This window comes from Pseudarthrobacter sp. TE3704 (assembly GCF_056279405.1).
In genome coordinates this window covers 274,049-292,270 of sequence record NZ_JBWCCJ010000005.1, presented here as the reverse complement: position 1 = coordinate 292,270, position 18,222 = coordinate 274,049, and the positions used below count along the sequence as shown (strand labels likewise).

The following is an 18,222-nucleotide window of genomic DNA, read 5'->3' as shown; positions in this document are numbered from 1 at the left end:
CGTGCGGCCAACGTTCCCCTCCGGTCCGGCAACCCGTTCCGCCCTGTACTGGCTCGGCCTGATGGCGGCGCTCAAGGCGCTGTCGCTGGTCCTCATCGGCCAGGCCGTGGCCTCCGTTTTGGCGGGGCTGGCCAGCGGGGAGCCTGACTTGACCGAAGGCATTCTGGCCGGACAGATAGCGCCGGGGCTGGCCGGCGTCGTCCTCCGGTCGCTCGCCGTCTGGGGGCAGGCCGTCGCCGCCCGCCGGGCTGCCCTGGGCATCAAGGAGGAGCTGCGCTCGGGGCTCCTGGAACGCGCACTGCGCAACGGCGCCAGGGGAACCGGCCCGGCCGACGGCGGCCTGGCGGTGCTGGCCACCCGGGGCCTGGACGCCCTGGACAGCTACTACACCCAGTTCCTGCCCGCCCTGGTGAACTGCGCCACCATCCCGCTGCTTCTGGGCGCACGGATCCTTTTCGCCGACTGGGTCAGCGCCGTGGTGATCGTCCTGACCGTGCCGCTGGTGCCGCTGTTCATGGTACTGATCGGCCGGTACACCGAGGACAAGGTGCGCGAGGCACAGGCCTCGCTGGCCCGGCTGTCCGCGCACATGCTGGAACTCGCGAAGGGCCTGCCAGTCCTGGTGGGTTTGGGCCGGGCAACCGCCCAGCGCAAGGCACTGGAAGAGATTTCCGAGGAATACCGGTCCCGCACCATGGGCACCCTCCGCACGGCATTTATGTCCGCGCTGGCACTGGAGCTGATCGCCACCATCTCCGTCGCCGTGGTGGCAGTGTTCATCGGCGTGCGGCTGGTGCACGGCGACATGCCGCTCGAAGCCGGGCTCCTGGCGCTCATCCTCGCCCCGGACTGCTACCTGCCCCTGCGCGAGCTCGGCACCGCCCACCACGCCAGCGACGACGGCCGGGTGGCCCTTGCCGAGGTGACGGCGGTGACCGGCGCGCCCGAACCGCAGCCGCTCGCTGCCGTCCCCGCCGGCCGGCCCGGCGCCCCCATCACTGTCGCCGCACTCACGGTCACCTACAGCGGAAGGTCCCGGGCCGCCGTCGGCCCCCTCAGCTTCGACGCGCCGCAAAGCAGGATCACCGCCCTTGACGGACCCAGCGGAGCGGGAAAGAGCACCGTCCTGGGCGTCCTGGCCGGCACCATCGGGGACGGTGGCGGAACCACCATCACCGGCTGCGTCAAGGGCCTGGACCGCGGCGCAGTTGCCTGGGTGCCGCAGCACCCGGTGATGGTGGCGGAAACGGTCCTCGACGAGGTGGTGCTCTACCTCTCGGCGAATGCCCGCAACGCCCGCGACCGTGCCCGCACGGAGGCCGCTGCCCGGTCCTGCCTTGGGAAGGCCGCCGCCGGGCACCTGGCCGACAAACACCCGGCCGAGCTGAGCCCCGGCGAGCTGCGGCGGGTGGCCCTCGCCCGGGGGCTCGCCAGGATCGAAGCCGGGGCAACCGTCCTGCTCCTTGATGAGCCCACCGCGCACCTGGACGATGTTTCGGCGATGCTGGTGGAAGACGCCATCCGCAGGCTGCGCGGCCAGGTCACGGTGATCCTGGTGGCGCACAGCGAACGCACCCGCAACCTCGCCGACCACCTGGTGCCGGTTTCGCCCGCTGACACGGGCGCCGGCCGCGACCCAGGCACGGACAGGCCTGTGCACGCCGCCGTCCTGCCGGTCCCTGCCGCTCCCGCCGCAGCAGCGCAAGCTGGCGGCGCTGTCCCCGGGACCACCGCTGCTGTTCCAGCCACGGTCGCGGCCGCCGGCGGGGCTTCACCAGCCCGGACTGACCGCCCGGTCCGGCTCCTGGCAGCACTCCTTGCACCCGTGCAGGGCAAGTTCGCCGCCGCCGCCATCGTTGGTACCCTGGCCGCGGTCTTCGCCGTCGCCCTGTCCGGCCTTTCCGGCTGGCTCATCATCCGCGCCAGCGAACAGCCGCCCATCCTGTACCTCCTGACAGCCATTGTGGGGGTCCGGTTTTTTGGCATCGGCCGCGCCGTGCTCCGGTATTGGGAACGGCTCCTGCTCCATGACGCCGTCTTCGCCGCCCTTACCCGGCTCCGCGGCCGGCTCTGGGAGTCGCTGAGCCGCCGCGCCCTTGCGCTCCGGCGCCTGCTCCAGGGCGGCAACGTGCTGGGAACGGTGATTGACGACGTCGACACCGTCCGCGACCTCCTGCCCCGCGTGGTCCTGCCGCCCGTCACCGCCGTGGCCGTGTCGGTGCTCGCCGTGGTCACCACGTGGCAGCTGGTGCCGCCCGCGCTGCCCGCCGCCGTCGGCGCCGGCATCGCAAGCCTGGTGCTGGCACCGGCCGTTGCGCTCTGGGGCGACCGGAAATCCGCTACCGCGGAGCAGGTGCTGCGTTCTGGCGTCCTGCGCCAGGTCTCGGCAGCGCTTGACGCGCGCGCCGAACTCCATGCCAACGGCGTGGCGCCCCTGGTCCTTGGCAGGCTGCAGGCCAGGGACCGAAGCGCCACCCGGGCCTCCCAGCGCTCTGCCTGGGCAGACGGGCTGGGCCACGCCATCACCACCGCCTGCTGCGGCGCCGCGGCGCTCGCCGCCGCCTGGCTGGCAGCCCCGGCAGTGCTGGACAGCCGGATTGCCCCGGCCACCGCAGCAGTGGTGGTCCTGCTGCTTCTCGCGCTCGTGGAACCCTACGCAGCCATGACGACGGCGGTGCGCCAGTATCCCGCGCTGCGGACAGTCCTGCGGCGGGTGGGGGAGTCCGGCGCCCTGGACGCAGCAGGCGCCGCCAGAGACAACGCTGACGGTCTGCAGCCGGTACCCGCCCGCAGCGGCAACCGGCCCGGCGTCGAACTGGAAAATCTTGCGGCTGCCTGGCCCGGCGGCGCGCCCGTGTTCACCGGCCTGGACGCCGTGGCGGAGCCGGGGCGCTGGCTGGCCGTCACGGGGCCGTCCGGTTCCGGCAAATCGACGCTGCTCTCGGTCCTGCTGGGCTTCCTGCCCGTCGCAGCCGGACAGGTGCGGGTCACCGGGCGGGCAGCCTGGTGTCCCCAGGAGGCGCACCTTTTCGACTCGACCATCCGCGGCAACCTGCTGTTGGGCCGCCCCGCCGGAAGCGGCGACGGCCCCAATGACGGAACCCGCGGCGATGCGGACATGGAGGCCGTCATCGCTGCCGTGGGGCTCACCGGCCTGATGGAGCGGCTGCCCGACGGCCTGGGCACCCGGATCGGCCCAGGCGGAGCCTTCCTCAGCGGTGGGGAGCGCCAGCGCCTGGCCGTTGCCCGCACGCTGATGACGGGGGCGGAGGTCATCCTGCTGGACGAGCCGACAGCGCACCTGGACGCGGAATCTGCCCGGGCCATGCTGGCCGACCTGCGCAAGGGGCTGCGCCACCGCGCCGTGGTGCTGGTGACGCACAACCCTGCGGACATCCATCCGGAGGATGCCCGGCTGGTTTTGACCGGCGCGGCACTGAAGGATGACCTGGCCGGGGAAGGCCTGGTGTCCTCCCGCCCCGGGACAAATGTGCGGGAGGCTTAGCCGTCCACGTCGTGGAGGTGGTGGACGACGTCGTGCAGGAAGTACTGGGCGAGCGTCAGGACGGTGAACCTGGAGCCGTTGCTGCGCAGCCCCGTGCGTTCCCACTCCGCCTCGCGGACGCCGGCGAAGGACTCCGCCACCTGCTTCCCCTCGGCCGTGAGCTCGGCGCTGACAACCGCGGGGTCGGCGCTGCCGTAGTCCTTGTCGATGGCCGTCTGGTCCTGGTCCCAGTTCTCGAACCGGGCGTCGTCTGAATCCAGCATGAGGTTGAGCCGCTGGTCAAAGAGGCTGAAGACATCCCGGACATGGCAGGCATACTCCAGCGCTGACCAGGTCTGGTCGTCCGGGCGTTCAGCCACATCCGGCCGGCGGAGCACAGCCCGCCACCGGGGGAGCATGTTCTCGATGCTCCCCGGGACGGTGGACGGGGTGACAGTGGAGGCGTCGAACGAGCATTCCGGGCAGGGACGGGTCAGGACCCAGGTCCAGTCCTTCTCATCAGGAACGATAGGCATGGAAGCAGTCTAAGCGGGATCCGGCCAGGCCATGGCGGGACCCACCGCTTCCACCGGCTGGGACAGCGGGACGCCCGACCCGTCACGCCGGCCATGCTCCTGCGGCAGGGACCGCGCAACACCGGCGGCCGAGGATGCCTTGGCCGGGCCATGCCCCGCCCAGGCCAGCAGCAGCGTGTCCTCGCCGCGCAGGAACCGGTGTGCGCGGACCCCTGCGGTGGCACGGCCCTTGGCGGGGTACTCGGAGAAGGCGGTCACTTTTGCCGTGCCCGGGGCGGTGCCGGGAAGGGCGCTGGTGGTGCCGGCTATGGTGACCACGACGGCGGCCTCGTCCTTGGGCTGGACGGCACCGAAGAACAGCACGCGGTCGTCGGCGGCGAGTTTGATGCCGGCCATGCCGCCCGCGGTGCGTCCCTGCGGCCGCACGGCGGCCGCCCCGAACTTGAGCAGCTGCGCCTGGCTGGTGAGGAACGCCAGCTCCGCGTCATCCGCTCCTGCCGGCGCAACGCCCACGACGTAGTCCTTGTCCTTCAGGGCGATGACTTCCCAGTCTTCGCGGTTCAGCGGATAGTCCGGCTGGACGCGCTTCACCACTCCCTGGGCGGTGCCGATGGCCAGCACCTCATCCAGCGGCGCGAAGGCCACCAGCGTCTCGCCCTTCAGCAGGGTGATGAAGTCCCGGGCCGGGACTCCGCCGGCGAGGTTGGGCAGCCCCGACATCGGCGGGAGGACCGGCATGTCCATGACCTGGAGGCGGAGCATGCGGCCCTGGGAGGTGACCGCGGCGATCTCCCCGCGCGCCGACGTCTTCACCACGGAGGTGAACACGTCGTGCTTGCTGCGCGGGCCGGCTTCGGCCAGCGGCTCCTGGTTGCTGGTGCGGGCCACCTGGCCGGACGCCGTCAGGATCGCCCAGCAGGGGTCATCCGCGATTTCCAGGGCCAGCGGTACGGCTTTGCCCTTCTTGCCCGTCACTGCGGCCATGTCTGAAGCAACGGTGGGGGAGACCGCTTCGGATTCCAGGAGCACTGTCCGGCGCGGGGTGCCGTGCTGCTCTGCAATCTCGCCGAGCTCGTCCGAGACCAGGGTGCGGAGCCGTTCCTCCGAACCCAGGATGGCTTCCAGTTCCGCGATCTCGCGGCGCAGCTCGTCCTGTTCCTTCTCCAGCTCGATGCGGGAGTACTTGGTGAGCTGCCGCAGCCGGAGCTCCAGGATGTAGTTGGCCTGGATCTCCGTGAGGTCGTAGATGGACATCAGGCGGGCACGGGCAGCGGCGGCCTCGTCCGAGGACCGGATGATCTGGATGACCTCGTCGATGTCCACGATGGCAATGAGGAGGCCCTCCACCAGGTGTAGGCGGTCCTTCTTCTTGCCCAGCCGGAAGACGGTGCGGCGGCGCACCACGTCGATCCTGTGGTTCACGTAGACGGTCAGGAGCTGCACCAGGCCCAGCGTCTGGGGCTGGCCGTCCACCAGCGTGACGTTGTTGATGCCGAAGGAGTCCTCCATCGGCGAGTAGCGGTACAGCTGCTGGAGCACGGCGTTGGGGTTGAAGCCGTTCTTGAGCTCAATCACCAGGCGCAGGCCGTGCTTGCGGTCCGTCAGGTCAACGATGTCGCTGATGCCGGTCAGTTTCTTGGCGTTGACGGCGTCCTTGATCTTTTCGATCACCTTTTCCGGGCCCACCATGTACGGCAGCTCGGTGACCACCAGGCCGGTGCGGCGGGCGGTCAGCTGCTCCACCTCCACCTTGGCCCGGGTCTTGAAGGAGCCCCGGCCGGTGGCGTACGCGTCACGGATCCCGTCCAGGCCCACGATCCGCCCGCCGCTGGGCAGGTCCGGGCCCGGCACGAAGCGCATGATGTCATCCAGCGTTGCGTCGGGGTTGGCGATCAGGTGCCGGGCGGCCGAGATCACCTCCACCAGGTTGTGCGGGGCCATGTTGGTGGCCATGCCGACGGCGATGCCGGTGGCGCCGTTGACCAGGAGGTTGGGGAACGCGGCGGGCAGGACATCCGGCTGGGTCAGCTGGTTGTCGTAGTTGGGGACGAAGTCCACCACGTCTTCGTCGAGGTGGTCGGTGAGCGTGAGGGCGGCGGCGGCCAGCCTGGCCTCCGTGTACCGGGGAGCCGCGGGGCCGTCGTCGAGCGAGCCGAAGTTGCCGTGGCCGTCGATCAGCGGCAGGCGCAGCGAGAAGTCCTGCGCCATGCGCACCATGGCGTCGTAGATGGCGGTGTCGCCGTGCGGGTGCAGCTTGCCCATGACTTCGCCCACCACGCGCGCGCTTTTGACGTGGCCGCGGTCCGGGCGCAGGCCCATGTCGCTCATCATGTACAGGATGCGGCGCTGCACCGGCTTCAGCCCGTCGCGGGCATCCGGAAGCGCCCGCGAGTAAATCACGGAATAGGCGTACTCCAGGAAGGAGCCCTCCATTTCGGAGGTGACATCGATATCCACGATGTTCTCCGTGTAGGGGGTGTTGTCCACGGGAGGGGCTGAGCTTTGGCGGCGGGCCATGGGGCGGGTAAATCCTTCTGGGGGTTACTGTGCAGCGTTCGGGGGTGCTGCGGAAGTTTTTGGCTAGGCTAAGCCTATGGTGGATCAGCCCGGGGACGGCGAATATCCGGAACATTGGGAAGCCGATGTCGTCTTGCGTGACGGCGGGACCGCGCATTTGCGCCCCATCCATCCCTCGGACGCCGATGCTGTCCAGGCCTTCCACATGGGCCAGTCGCAGGATTCAATCTACATGCGGTTCTTCGCCTTCAAGGCACGGCTGTCCAGCAAGGAGCTCAAACGCTTCACGGAGGTGGACTACAAGGACCGGGTGGCCTTCGTCATCACCAGCCGGGACGAGATCATCGGGATCGGCCGTTATGACCGGCTGGATGACCCCGCCGAGGCGGAGGTTGCGTTCAACATCGCCGACGCCCACCAGGGGCGGGGCCTCGGGTCCATCCTGCTCGAACACCTGGCCGCTGCGGCGCATGAAAACGGGATCCGCCGGTTCAGCGCCGAGGTGCTGCCGGAGAACCGCAAGATGCTGATGGTGTTTTCCGATGCCGGCTATGACGTGAAGCGCCACTTCGATGATGGCGTCGTCAGCCTCGAGTTCAACATCGACCCCACGGAGAAATCCCGGGCCGTGATGGAATCCCGCGAGCACCGCGCGGAGGCGAGGAGCGTCCGCGACCTGCTGACGCCGTCGTCCGTTGCCGTCATCGGGGCCAGCCGCAAGTGGGGGACGGTCGGCTACCAACTCCTCGAACACATCATCGAAGGCGGGTTCCCCGGTCCGGTCTACGCGATCAACCCCGAGGCGCTGGAACTGGCCGGCATGATGTCCTATGGCAGCCTGTCCGAAGTGCCGGACCCTGTGCAGCTGGCCGTGATCGCCGTTCCCTACGAGGAAGTTCCGCGCGTGGTGGCGGAGTGCGCGGCGGCGGGCGTGAAGGGCCTGGTGGTGGCCTCGGCAGGCTTCGCGGACGACGGCGAACGCGGCCTCCTGCGCCAACGGGACCTGGTGCGGCAGGCCAGGGCGAACGGCATGCGCGTCATCGGCCCTGCCTCGCTGGGCATCGTGAACACGCACCCTGACGTCTCGCTCAACGCCTCAATGGCACCCACCCTGCCCCTGCGCGGAGGCCTGGGCCTGTTCAGCCAGTCCGCAGCGATCGGCGTCTCCCTGTACGCCGCTTCCAGCCGGCGTCGGCTGGGCCTGTCCACGTTCCTCTCGGCGGGAAACCGGGCGGACGTCTCGGGCAACGACATGATGCAGTACTGGGAGGACGACGCCGACACCGCCGCCGTGGGCCTGTACCTGGAATCGATCGGCAACCCCCGCAAGTTTTCCCGCCTGGCCCGCCGGCTGGCACGCACCAAGCCGGTGATCGTGGCCAAGTCCGACACGATGGGCCTGCGCCTGCCCCCTGGCCATGCAGTCCGCACCACCCAGGCTCCGGCCGGGGCGCTGGACGCCATGCTGCGCCAGTCCGGCGTGATCAGGGTGGAGACCGTTGAGCAGCTGGTGGACGTGGCGCAGGTTGTTTCAGGCCAGCCGCTTCCAGCCGGGCCCGGCCTGGCGATCTTCAGCAACTCCCAGGCGCTGGGCAAGGTGGTGGCCGACAGCGCCGCCGACCACGGGCTCAGTGTCACAGAGCTGGTGACGGGAGTGGACCTCGACGCCGGCCGCTCGGTCGCCCTGCCGGCCCTGCGCAGCGCAGTCCTCAAGACCCTGGAATCGGACACCGTGCACTCGGCCGTCGCCGCACTGCTCCCGGCCCGCGGCCTCACCGTGGACAGCATCGCCGAGGTCCTCGCCGAATGCTCCGCGGTGGCCGGAAAGCCGGTGGTGGCGGCGTTCACCGGAATCCTGGACTCCTCGGTCTACGTCGAAGGCATGGTGGGAAGCCTGGAGCAGACCGTCCCCTGCTTCTCCAACCCCGGCGCCGCCGTGGCAGCGCTCGCGGCCGTGGTCAGGTATTCGGAGTGGGCATCCCGCGACCAGGGACATTTCGTGGAGCCCGACGGCTGCGACCCGCGGCGGGCCCAGGCCGAACTCGGGATCCAGCTCCGGGACGTCAGGGGGGAACAGCTCAAGCAGCTTGACCCGGCCGCGGCCGCGTCCCTGCTGGGCCACTACGGCATCACGGTCCTCCCGTCGGTGGGCTTCGACACGCCGGACCAGGCCGTTGAGGCGGCCGAATCCCTCGGCTGGCCGGTGGCGCTGAAAACCACCGATCCCGCCCTCCGGCACCGGCTGGACCTGGGCGGCGTCCGCCTGGATATCCAGGACCCGGAGTCCTTGCGTCAAAACGTCCTGCAGATGCGCCGGGCGCTCGCTGCCTACGGTAACCCGTCGCTGGAGGTGCAGTCCATGGCGCCCGTGGGCCAGGCCTGCACCTTCCGGGCCATCGAGGACCCGCTGCTGGGTCCGGTGATTTCGTTCGGGCTGGCCGGGGACGCCACCAGCCTGCTGGATGACTGGTCCCACCGGGTGCCGCCGTTGTCCGCCGCGGATGTGCACGACTTTATCCGGGCGCCGCGGGCTGCCCGGAAACTGTTCGCCTACCAGGGACTGCCGGCCGTTGATGTGCAGGCCCTCGAGGATCTTGCCGGCAGGCTGGCCTGGATGAAGGACAACCACCCGGAGATCGCCCTGGTGGAATTCAACCCGGTGCTGTGCGGAACGGCAGGTGCCACCATCCTGGCCGCGGACGTCCGGATCGGTAACGCCGCCCAGCGGACGGACAGCGCCCGGCGGGCCATGCTGGGCTGAGGCGGTTAGCAAAGTGACCGGACCATCTGTGAAAATAGGGTAATGAGCTCACAGCCTCCCGCGTCGGCGCCCGAAACGCCCGGCAATGACAACCAGGCAGTCCGTCACCACAGCTCACACAGCCACAGTTCCCAGGGCCAGAGCCTGGATGGCGCGCTGCAGAAGGCAGGTTTCTACCCCCGCCTTGTGGCAGATGTCGTGGACGACGCCCTGGACGGCCGCGACTGCGTTGCCCACCTGGTGCACCTGGAAACCCACTTTGACCGCGCCGAAGTCCGCCGGCACATCACGGTGCTGGTGCTGACCGCGGACATGCTGGTGATCACGCACGTTGACGACCAGCAGCTGGACGAAGCCGGCGAACAGATCGTCGCGCAGATCTCCACCGAATCCGTGCCTGTCTCCCAGATCCGTTCCGTGGTGCTCAGCTATATGTATGCGCAGCCGCAGGACTACAAGCCCTCCGATCCGGTCCGCGAACTGACGCTGTCCATCGCCTGGTCCGGCGGCCAGCGGCTGGATATGGGTCCCGCCAGCTGCGGTGACCCGCAATGCGAGGCGGACCACGGCTACACCGGCACCATCGCCCAGGAGGACATCGTCCTGCGCATCAGCGCGGAGGCGGACGGCCTGCAGGCGGTCCAGGACGCCAAGCTGTTTGCCCGCGCGCTGCGCGCGGTGAACACCGGCTCCAGCAGCCCGGTTCCGCACGTGCAGTCACTGCCGCCAAGGCCCCGCGCCGGTGTGTTCGGCACGCGCCTGAGCCGCGGCCACCAGCAGCGCTGAGATGCCGGAAGAACGCCACCCCGCCCCCAGCGTCCCCTCCGCCCCGGCCGGCCAGGCTTCCGGCCTCCCACCGGCACCGGCCTACGGCCGGCGGTCTGTCGCCGACGTGCTCACCAGCGCGGCGGCAAGCCTCGGTATTGACGGTTTCGCCAACACGCTGGGCCTGCCCGCCGCCTCACGGGTGTGCGTGGTCCTGGCCGATGGCCTTGGACGGAACCTGCTGAAGCAGAAAACCGCACACACCCCGTTCCTGCGGTCGGTCATCCAGGCCGGGCAGGGTGACATTCCGGTCTGGCTCGACTCGGCGTTCCCTTCCACCACCGCAGCCGCGCTGGCAAGCTTTGGGACGGGCCTGCCGCCCGGGCAGCACGGCATGGTGGGCTACGACGTGCTCGACCCGGAGCAGGACAAGGTGGTCAACCTGCTGGGGAACTGGGATCCGGGCGTTGACCCGGAGCAGTGGCAGCCTTTCCCCACCGTGCTTGAGCGCGCTGCCGGGCAGGTGGACGTCACCACCATCAGCCTGCCCCAGTTCGGCGACTCGCCCATGACCCGGGCCGCCCTCCGCGGCGGCCGGTTCCTGCCTGCCACCACAGCCCACGCCCGGACGGCTGCCGCCGCCGAAGCCATGGCCGGTTCCGGCCCGTCGCTGATGTATTTCTACCTGAACGACCTGGACAAGGCCGGACACCGCTACGGCTGCCAGTCGGAGCAATGGGAGCACCAGCTTGAGGAGCTCGATGCCACCATGAAGCGGCTTCACGCCTCCCTTCCGGCCGGCACCAGCATCCTTCTCACTGCCGACCACGGCATGCTGGACGTGCCCGAGCAGCACCGGATTGACTTCTCGGCCGACCCCGCCCTGGTGGACGGCGTCCGGCACACTGCCGGCGAGCCCAGGATGGTGCACCTGTACCTGGAGGAGGGCGGCGACCGGGACCGCCTGCTCGCCGCCTGGCGCGCACGGTTCGGCGGACGGGTCTGGGCCTTCACAAGGGAAGAAGCGCTGGCCGCCGGCCTGTTCGGCGACGTCCGTCCCGCCGTCGAAGGCAGGATCGGTGACATCATGATCGCGGCGCGGGACAGCCTTGCCCTGTACGACACCCGGCGCAGCCGCCCCACCGCCATGGAGGTGGTGGGCCAGCACGGCTCGCTGACGAAAGCCGAGCGGGAGGTTCCGCTGCTGTTTTTCCAGGCCGGCGGCAAGGGTGCCCGCCGTGGCTGAACTCGTGTTTTTCTCCGGCACCATGGACTGCGGCAAATCGACGCTGGCGCTGCAGATGGACTACAACCACCGGGCGAGGGGACGGGGCGGGGTACGGTTCAGCCGGAACGACCGCGCCGGTGAATCCCGGATCTCCAGCCGGCTGGGCCTGGAAAAGGACGCCGTGGAAGTGGGCGACGGTACTGACTTCTGGGAGGAAGTCATGCGGCGGCGCACCCAGGGACAGCGCGTGGACTACCTTATCTGTGACGAAGCCCAGTTCTACTCGCCCGAGCAGGTGGAACAGCTTGCCAAAGTCGTTGACGAGATTGACGTGGACGTTTTTGCCTTCGGCATCACCGCCGATTTCCGCACCCGGCTGTTTCCGGGCTCGCAACGGCTCATCGAGCTGGCGGACCGGGTGCAGGTGCTGCAGGTGGAGGCGCTGTGCTGGTGCGGGCGCCGTGCCACGCACAACGCCAGAACGGTCGACGGCGTGATGGTCACCGAGGGCGCGCAGGTGGTGGTGGGCGACGTGGACATGGCACTGGAGGCGACCGCTTCCGCCGGTGCCGGCAGTACTCCGGTAGTGGGCTATGAGACGCTGTGCCGCCGCCACTACATGAGGCGCGTCACCGCCCATGGTGCCAATCTCATGGCCGAACAGGACCAGTTGCTGCCCTTCGAGGTGGACGCCTGCCTGTGGCGCGGCGCGGGCGGACCCGGCACGGGACAAGGCGCCCCATAGCTCTTAGCGTTCACCGGCCCGGAACGAATTGATGCGGCTGCCACAGTAAGTGATACGCCGCTGGTGCGCGATGGAACTTCGGCGGTTAGCGGACCGTGCTAGTCGCCGCGGGTGCCGAAGACGATCTCGTCCCAGGACGGCACACTGGAACGCTTGGGCCGGGACGGCTGGCGTTCCGGCGCGTCCGTCTCGGGCAACTGGCCTGTTGCAGGAGAGCCCTCGTCGTGGCGTGATGCCCTGCGCCGGACATTTCCACCCAGCAGTTCGTCGAGTCCGGCACCGGAAGACGGGGACGTGCCCGTTCCTGCGCCAGTGCCGAGTGCAGGTCCGGCATCTCCCTCAGCGGATGGCGTGGCCACGGACGGACGAGTGGGGGACGCAACGATGGTGATTTCGCGTGTCTCTGTACTGACGCCGTCGTGCAGCCGCAAGGCCTCTTCGGTTGGATCATGGTGCGGCGGAATGAGGCTGAGCCTGGACAACATCGAGGGGCGGGTGTCGCGCCGGCGGATGAAGGAATCGCCCTTGGCGGCGGGAGCGTCGTCGTTCTTTTCCTGCGGCTCCGGGTCCTGCTCTTCCGGTTCCGGAACGACCTCCGAGGGCCGCGGATGGGCGGCCGGCACGCCGTGCGTCAGCAGCATTGCGAGGGCGTCGTCGGAGTCCTCGTCCACGCCCAGCCGCTGTCCGCGGCGTGACCGGAGCATGTCCAGCAGGCCGTCCGACTCCTTGCCGGGAGACTGGGCAGGCCCGGTGTGGGTGGCGGGGCCGGTGCGTGCGGTGTCCGCATCGGTCTCGAAGTCGAAGGGGCGGTCTGACACGGCCGAGAGGCGCCGGGCGGGGACGGGGCCGTCGAGAGGTTCAAGTTCACTGAGCTGCTGCGCCCAGCGGTTGGCATTGTGCAGGGACCTGCGGGCAGGGCTGAAAGTCCAGAGTGCCGGCGGCTCCTCGCCGATGCCCGCCGTGCCGTCGGTTTTCGGCTCAAAACTGGCCGAAACTGTCCAGGTACCGTCCTGCCGGCGCCAGGAATCCCACTCAACTGTTGAGGGATCGATGCCATGGGCGGACAGCCGATGGGCCACCATCTCGGCCAGGGTTGCCGGGTTGTCACCGAAGGCTGAACGGTAGGCGTCGTGGCCGGGGGAGGGCGTGGCAACCTCCACCTTGCGTGCCTGCTGCGCCACGTACTCCCGTTCCGCCAGGACCGGGCCCTCGTAGCGTTCAACCTTTGCGAGCGGCAGGCCGGACAGTTCGGCAACATCGGCGGCCGTGGCACCGGCACGGATCCGTGCCTGGATATCCCGCGGGGACATGGGAATGGCAGGCCGCTCGGCCGACCGCTTTCCCATTGTCCGGCTCGCCGTCCTCAGCGCTTCGTCGATCGGCAGCTGGAACATCTCGCCGCCGGCACTGCTCAACAGGAGGTGCGTCCCGTCGTCGTGCACGCCTACAAGCCGTAGATCCTGCATACAAATCCTCCACCCTGGCATTACTATCAACCGAAACTCTGCCATCCGCTGCACCTGTTTTGGCTCAAGGGGCAGGGCGCGCCGCGATTTTCCGCAGGATCCGGGCAAGTCCGGGGAAGGAAGGGGCAGGTAACAGGGCTGCAAGTCCTGCTGCAAGGGCTGCGAAGGGCCAGGCCTGAAGCCGGGACGGGCACTACCTGCGGGTCAGGGCCGCGGTGAGTTGGTCGGGATTCCTGGTGGAGGCCAGCCAGTAAGGGGTCCGGTCTGCCGGGTCGGTGATGTCCACCTTCACTACCGGATCGATCCAGCCCCGGATGCAGAGGTATGCCAGTCCGTTGAGCCGCGTCCCGCGTTCCGCTGTTGCTTCCTCGCCGCGGAACTGCTGGACGGCTCCCACGAACTTGCGCTCGATGGTGGCCCGCCCCACGGTCAGGGCGTCTTCGGTCACCATGATGCTGGGGGTGGACAGAATCAGGAGGACGGCAATGATGGCAAAGAGCACCGCTGCGGCGGTGTAGCCGGCGGCCGCACTGATGGGGGCGAACACCAGGATCCCGGCCCCGGAGACGCCGGCCGCGATGATCCACATCCAGGCGTTGGGCCAGAGTTTCTCCTTGTAGATCACCGGCGCTCCCGTGGACGGCTGGTGGGGAACGGGCGCAGGGGAGCTTGATTCGGGCATGCGCCAAGCTTTCCACCTTTGCCTGGCTATTTCATCTTGGCGCTTGGCGGTACATGGTGTGCTGGCCGCGTCCGCCGGAGCGCGTCCTGGAGATGGAGGGCAGCGCCCTAGGACGGATACGGGCACGCGGGTTAGAGTGAGTGACTGTGACTGACCAACCCGCCACACTTGACACTGTTTCCGGCGACGCGCCCGCAGGCCTGGCCGCCGGCGCTCCGGCTCCCACCCTCGAAGTCCAGCTGAAGATGCTGGACCCCGGCCTGGAAGCGCCCTCCTACGCGCACCCGGGCGACGCCGGCGCCGACCTCCGTGCCAGGGAAGACGTCGTCCTGCAGCCGGGGGAGCGCAGGCTTGTCCCCACTGGGGTGGCCATTGCGCTTCCGCATGGCTTCGTGGCCCTGATCCATCCGCGGTCCGGCCTGGCCACCAAGCACGGCCTCACCATCGTGAACGCCCCCGGAACAGTGGATGCAGGCTACCGCGGTGAAATTTCCGTCACGCTGTTGAACACCGATGCGAGCCAGGCCATAGAACTCCGGCGCGGCGATAGAATTGCGCAGATGGTCATCCAGCGCGTCGAGCATGCGCAGTTCATCCCCGTCAACGAATTGAGCGACTCCGTGCGCGGCACGGGAGGCTTCGGGTCAACCGGCGGCTTCAACCTGCCCTGAGCCTGATTCATTTCCCCGGCAGCTGGCCGGCCGGGGACAGCATAGAACGACGGCGGGGCCGCCTTGGGCCGGACCGGAACTTTCATAATTAAGGAGACACCCCTCATGGTCTTTGGGCTCGGCAGGAAAGCCAAGAAGGAACAGGCAGCCGAACCGGACGAGCCGCTGACGGCCGCGGATGCCGCAGAGGCCGTTGCGGACGGCATCGGACGCCGCACCAGCGGGCCGTTCGATGAATCCGAGATCAGCAGCCGCGACGGCTACGTTGACCTTGGCGCGCTCCTGATCACCCCCAGCGAGGGCCTCCAGCTGCGCCTCGAGGTGGAGGAAGCCACCCAGCGCGTTGTCGCGGTCACCCTCGACCTCAACGGGTCCAGCCTCCAGCTGCAGGCGTTCGCCGCCCCGAAGACGGAGGAGCTGTGGGACGAGATCCGCGGCCAGATCGGGCAATCCGTGGGCGCCCAGGGCGGCCAGGTGGAGGAAATTGAAGGCACTTTCGGAACCGAACTCGTGGCCAAGCTTCCCGCAGGCCTCCCCGACGGCAGCCAGGGCTACCGTGTGGCCCGCTTCATCGGCGTCGACGGTCCCCGCTGGTTCCTCCGTGGTGTCCTGGGCGGTGCAGCGGCCCTGGAACGCGAGGCAGCAGAACCACTCGAGGCCCTGTTCCGGCAGGTGGTGGTGATCCGCGGCGACAGCCCCATGCCGCCCCGTGACCTGCTCCAGCTGCGGCTGCCCAAGGACGCAACCACCACGCCGCCCCCGGCTGCCCCCAACCTGCAGGAACCAGAGCGTGGGCCCGAAACCACATCAATTGGCTGATCCTGTGCCAGGGGGAACATCACGCGGCGACGCCCGGATCATCCCCCTCAGCCAACTGCCGCCCAAGGGCCGGGTGCTCTGCCAGGGACGCATCGAATCCATCACCTACGTCCCGGCTGACCGGACGGCCGCCTTCAGTGCCATCGTTTCCGACGCCGAACCCGAACGGGCGGGTGTTGTGCAGGGCCGGCGTGCCAGGCTCCGCGTGGTGTGGCTCGGACGCAGGCGGGTGCCGGGCATTGAAGCGGGAACCGAACTCCGGCTCGAAGGCATGCTGTCCCGCAGTGAGGGCATGCCCACCATGTTCAACCCCCGCTACGAGATACTTTCCCACCAGGAGAACGAATGACCGCGCCCCAGCCCGACCCGTCCCAGCCCGAGGTCAGCGGCCAGGAAAGGGACCCGCGGACGCCCCAGGAGCCCTCGCCCGTTGCCGGCCTCGCCGCCGACTACGCTGCCAAGGCCGGACTGCACCGTACCCACGACGGCCGCGTCGATGTCCTGCGCAGCGCCGGTGGAGTCCAGGGCATCGCCGAAAGCATCCTGCCGGGACTGGTCTTCCTGGTGACCTTCACCATCACCCAGGAACTCTCGCCGTCCCTCATTGCCGCCCTGGCCGCGGCAGCAGTGTTTACCGTCGTCCGGCTCGTCCAGCGGCGGCCCCTCACCCAGGCACTTGCCGGTGTTGTCGGCGTCGGAATTTCCGCCTGGCTGGCCAACACCACCGGGAAGGCCGAGGACTTCTACCTCCTGGGCTTCTTCACCAACGCAGGCTACATCCTGGCGATGGCGGTCTCGGTCTTCGTCAGGTGGCCCGTGGCCGGCCTGCTCTTCGGCTTCATCCGCAACGAGGGCCTTGACTGGCGAAAGGAACCGGACCGGCTCAGGGCCTACGGCGTGGGCACGTGGATCATCGTGGCTGTCCTGGCACTGCGGCTCATCGTCCAGGTTCCGCTGTACCTGATGGGGCAGGACGGTCTTGCCGCACTTGCCACCACCCGGCTTTTGATGGGCGCGCCGCTGTACATCCTGGGTGTCTGGATCGCCTGGCTGGTCACCCGGCCGGCGCCGGCTGACGACCTGGCCGGGGAAGGGCCGGCCGCGAAAGCCTGACCCCCTTAGCCGTCGAAGCCGTCGTCCTCGGGCACCTGCTGCTCCGCGGGCGCGGCAACTGCCGGCTCTTCGGCACCTGGACGCGCCGCACCGGCCGTTTCCGCGGCATCGGCGGAAAGCAGGGCGCGCAGATCGTCCTCCGCCGCGATGGTGGTAACGAAGAACAGCTCGTCGCCCCCGTCGATGACGTCGTCACGGCTGGGAGTGATGGGGGCGTGGTCCCTGAGGATCGCCACCAGGGTGGAATCTTCCGGCCAGCGGATCTCTCCCACGGTCTGGCCAATCACGTGCGAATCATGGGGGACGGTAAATTCGACCAGCGCGGAAACGCCGGTCTGCAGGGTCAGGAGCCGGACCAGGTCGCCGATTTCCACGGCTTCCTCCACCAGCGCGGTCATCAGCTGCGGCGTGTTGACGGCAACGTCCACGCCCCAGGAATCGTTGAACATCCAGTCGTTCTTGGGGTTGTTCACGCGGCCCACGGTGCGGCCGACGCCAAACTCGGTCTTGGCCAGCAGGGAAACCACCAGGTTGACCTTGTCGTCGCCGGTGGCGGACACCACCACATCCGCTTCCTCCACCTTCGCGCCTTGGAGCGTGCTCAGTTCGCAGGCATCGCCCACCAGCCAGTGCGCGCCCCGAAGGCCGCTGCGCCCGATCACTTCCGGCTTAAGGTCGATCAGCAGGATCTCATGCTTGTGCGCCAGCAGTTCCCTGGCGATGGACGATCCGACGCTGCCCGCGCCGACAATAACGACTTTCACTGCATCTCCTTGGCGGGGGCTTTGGCCAGGATCTGGGCGACCTGGGAGCTGCGGTCAACCTGCAGCATGGCGTGTACGGTATCGCCTTCCTGGTAGGCGGTCCCGGCGTCAGGCAGCAGTCCTTCGCCGAAGCGGGTGAGGTAGGCCACGCGGACATCGGCCGCCTTCTCGATGCTGGTGATCCGGTGGCCGATCCAGCCGGCGTCGAGGTCAAGTTCGGCAAGGACCAGGCGTCCGGAGGGTTCACGAAAGTCCCCTGCGAGGTGCTGCTCGGGAAGGATGCGTCGCAGCACCTGGTCGGCGCTCCAGCGCACCGCGGCGACGGTGGGAATGCCGAGGCGCTGATAGATTTCGGCGCGTCCGGGATCGTAGATCCGGGCGACGACGTGGGGGACGTGGAAAGTCTCGCGGGCCACGCGGGTGGCCAGGATGTTGGAGTTGTCACCACTGGACACGGCGGCGAAGGCATATGCCTCATCCACGCCTGCCTGCTTGAGGGTGTCGCGGTCAAAGCCGACGCCGGTGACCTTGCGGCCAGTGAACCCCTGGCGGAGCCGGCGGAAGGCACGGTCGTCCTGGTCGATGATGGCTACGGAATGCCCGGCATCTTCCAGCGTGTGCGCCAGCGTCGCCCCCACCCGGCCACATCCCATAATCACGAAATGCGCCAC

15 protein-coding genes are annotated in these 18,222 nt (G+C 68.9%); 9 read left to right on the top strand and 6 right to left on the bottom strand.

Annotated elements, in window-relative coordinates; all coding sequences use genetic code 11:
• Nucleotide 1 precedes the first annotated feature (1 nt).
• Nucleotides 2-3,505 carry a thiol reductant ABC exporter subunit CydD gene (gene cydD, locus ACZ9BC_RS15625; RefSeq protein ID WP_476246734.1) on the top strand — a complete coding sequence of 1,168 codons (3,504 nt, stop codon included), beginning with the start codon at nucleotides 2-4 and terminating at the stop codon, nucleotides 3,503-3,505.
• Here cydD and ACZ9BC_RS15620 read toward each other — a convergent pair.
• Both ACZ9BC_RS15620 and ACZ9BC_RS15615 read right to left on the bottom strand, forming a co-directional pair.
• Complete coding sequence (locus ACZ9BC_RS15620) at nucleotides 3,502-4,020, bottom strand: DinB family protein (RefSeq protein WP_115524620.1); 519 nt, start codon at nucleotides 4,018-4,020, stop codon at nucleotides 3,502-3,504. The two genes, cydD and ACZ9BC_RS15620, sit on opposite strands and share 4 nt — an antisense overlap.
• 9 nt (nucleotides 4,021-4,029) lie before the next feature.
• Nucleotides 4,030-6,537 carry a DNA gyrase/topoisomerase IV subunit A gene (locus ACZ9BC_RS15615; RefSeq protein WP_476246733.1) on the bottom strand — a complete coding sequence of 836 codons (2,508 nt, stop codon included), beginning with the start codon at nucleotides 6,535-6,537 and terminating at the stop codon, nucleotides 4,030-4,032.
• Between the two features lie 76 nt (nucleotides 6,538-6,613).
• Between ACZ9BC_RS15615 and ACZ9BC_RS15610 the strand changes: the two genes are divergently transcribed.
• The 4 genes from ACZ9BC_RS15610 to ACZ9BC_RS15595 are packed head-to-tail and all read left to right on the top strand — an operon-like array spanning nucleotide 6,614 to nucleotide 12,036.
• Nucleotides 6,614-9,298, top strand: a complete 2,685-nt coding sequence (locus tag ACZ9BC_RS15610) for a bifunctional acetate--CoA ligase family protein/GNAT family N-acetyltransferase (RefSeq protein WP_476246732.1) — start codon at nucleotides 6,614-6,616, stop codon at nucleotides 9,296-9,298.
• Nucleotides 9,299-9,340: 42 nt separating this feature from the next.
• Nucleotides 9,341-10,084 carry a DUF5998 family protein gene (locus tag ACZ9BC_RS15605; protein ID WP_079597118.1) on the top strand — a complete coding sequence of 248 codons (744 nt, stop codon included), beginning with the start codon at nucleotides 9,341-9,343 and terminating at the stop codon, nucleotides 10,082-10,084.
• 1 nt (nucleotide 10,085) lies between these two features.
• Nucleotides 10,086-11,309, top strand: a complete 1,224-nt coding sequence (locus ACZ9BC_RS15600) for an alkaline phosphatase family protein (RefSeq protein ID WP_476246731.1) — start codon at nucleotides 10,086-10,088, stop codon at nucleotides 11,307-11,309.
• On the top strand, nucleotides 11,302-12,036 hold the full coding sequence (locus tag ACZ9BC_RS15595; RefSeq protein WP_476246730.1) for a thymidine kinase: 735 nt from the start codon (nucleotides 11,302-11,304) through the stop codon (nucleotides 12,034-12,036). Before ACZ9BC_RS15600 ends, ACZ9BC_RS15595 begins: the two co-directional genes overlap by 8 nt.
• Before the next feature lie 98 nt (nucleotides 12,037-12,134).
• Here ACZ9BC_RS15595 and sepH read toward each other — a convergent pair whose 3' ends face one another.
• Nucleotides 12,135-13,502 (bottom strand): septation protein SepH, encoded by a 1,368-nt coding sequence (gene sepH, locus ACZ9BC_RS15590; RefSeq protein WP_476246729.1) that lies wholly within the window; start codon nucleotides 13,500-13,502, stop codon nucleotides 12,135-12,137.
• A gap of 193 nt (nucleotides 13,503-13,695) precedes the next feature.
• A complete protein-coding gene (locus tag ACZ9BC_RS15585) occupies nucleotides 13,696-14,184 on the bottom strand; it encodes a DUF3093 domain-containing protein (RefSeq protein WP_476246728.1) in 489 nt (162 codons plus the stop codon).
• A 146-nt stretch (nucleotides 14,185-14,330) separates the two neighbouring features.
• Between ACZ9BC_RS15585 and dut the strand changes: the two genes are divergently transcribed.
• The 4 genes from dut to ACZ9BC_RS15565 all read left to right on the top strand — a co-directional run bounded on the left by dut (nucleotide 14,331) and on the right by ACZ9BC_RS15565 (nucleotide 16,787).
• Nucleotides 14,331-14,855, top strand: a complete 525-nt coding sequence (gene dut / locus ACZ9BC_RS15580) for a dUTP diphosphatase (protein ID WP_079597113.1) — start codon at nucleotides 14,331-14,333, stop codon at nucleotides 14,853-14,855.
• Between the two features lie 105 nt (nucleotides 14,856-14,960).
• The gene (locus tag ACZ9BC_RS15575; RefSeq protein ID WP_476246727.1) at nucleotides 14,961-15,674 is read left to right on the top strand and encodes a DUF3710 domain-containing protein; all 714 of its coding nucleotides are present in this window, start codon (nucleotides 14,961-14,963) and stop codon (nucleotides 15,672-15,674) included.
• Nucleotides 15,667-16,023, top strand: a complete 357-nt coding sequence (locus ACZ9BC_RS15570) for a single stranded DNA-binding domain-containing protein (RefSeq protein ID WP_476246726.1) — start codon at nucleotides 15,667-15,669, stop codon at nucleotides 16,021-16,023. Before ACZ9BC_RS15575 ends, ACZ9BC_RS15570 begins: the two co-directional genes overlap by 8 nt.
• A complete protein-coding gene (locus ACZ9BC_RS15565) occupies nucleotides 16,020-16,787 on the top strand; it encodes a DUF3159 domain-containing protein (RefSeq protein ID WP_476246725.1) in 768 nt (255 codons plus the stop codon). Before ACZ9BC_RS15570 ends, ACZ9BC_RS15565 begins: the two co-directional genes overlap by 4 nt.
• A gap of 5 nt (nucleotides 16,788-16,792) precedes the next feature.
• On the opposite strand, the gene ACZ9BC_RS15560 is transcribed toward ACZ9BC_RS15565, so the two are convergent.
• Together ACZ9BC_RS15560 and ACZ9BC_RS15555 are read right to left on the bottom strand one after the other, a co-directional pair.
• Complete coding sequence (locus tag ACZ9BC_RS15560; RefSeq protein WP_476246724.1) at nucleotides 16,793-17,551, bottom strand: potassium channel family protein; 759 nt, start codon at nucleotides 17,549-17,551, stop codon at nucleotides 16,793-16,795.
• Nucleotides 17,548-18,222 (bottom strand): potassium channel family protein, encoded by a 675-nt coding sequence (locus ACZ9BC_RS15555; protein WP_476246723.1) that lies wholly within the window; start codon nucleotides 18,220-18,222, stop codon nucleotides 17,548-17,550. The genes ACZ9BC_RS15560 and ACZ9BC_RS15555 overlap by 4 nt, the downstream gene beginning before the upstream one ends.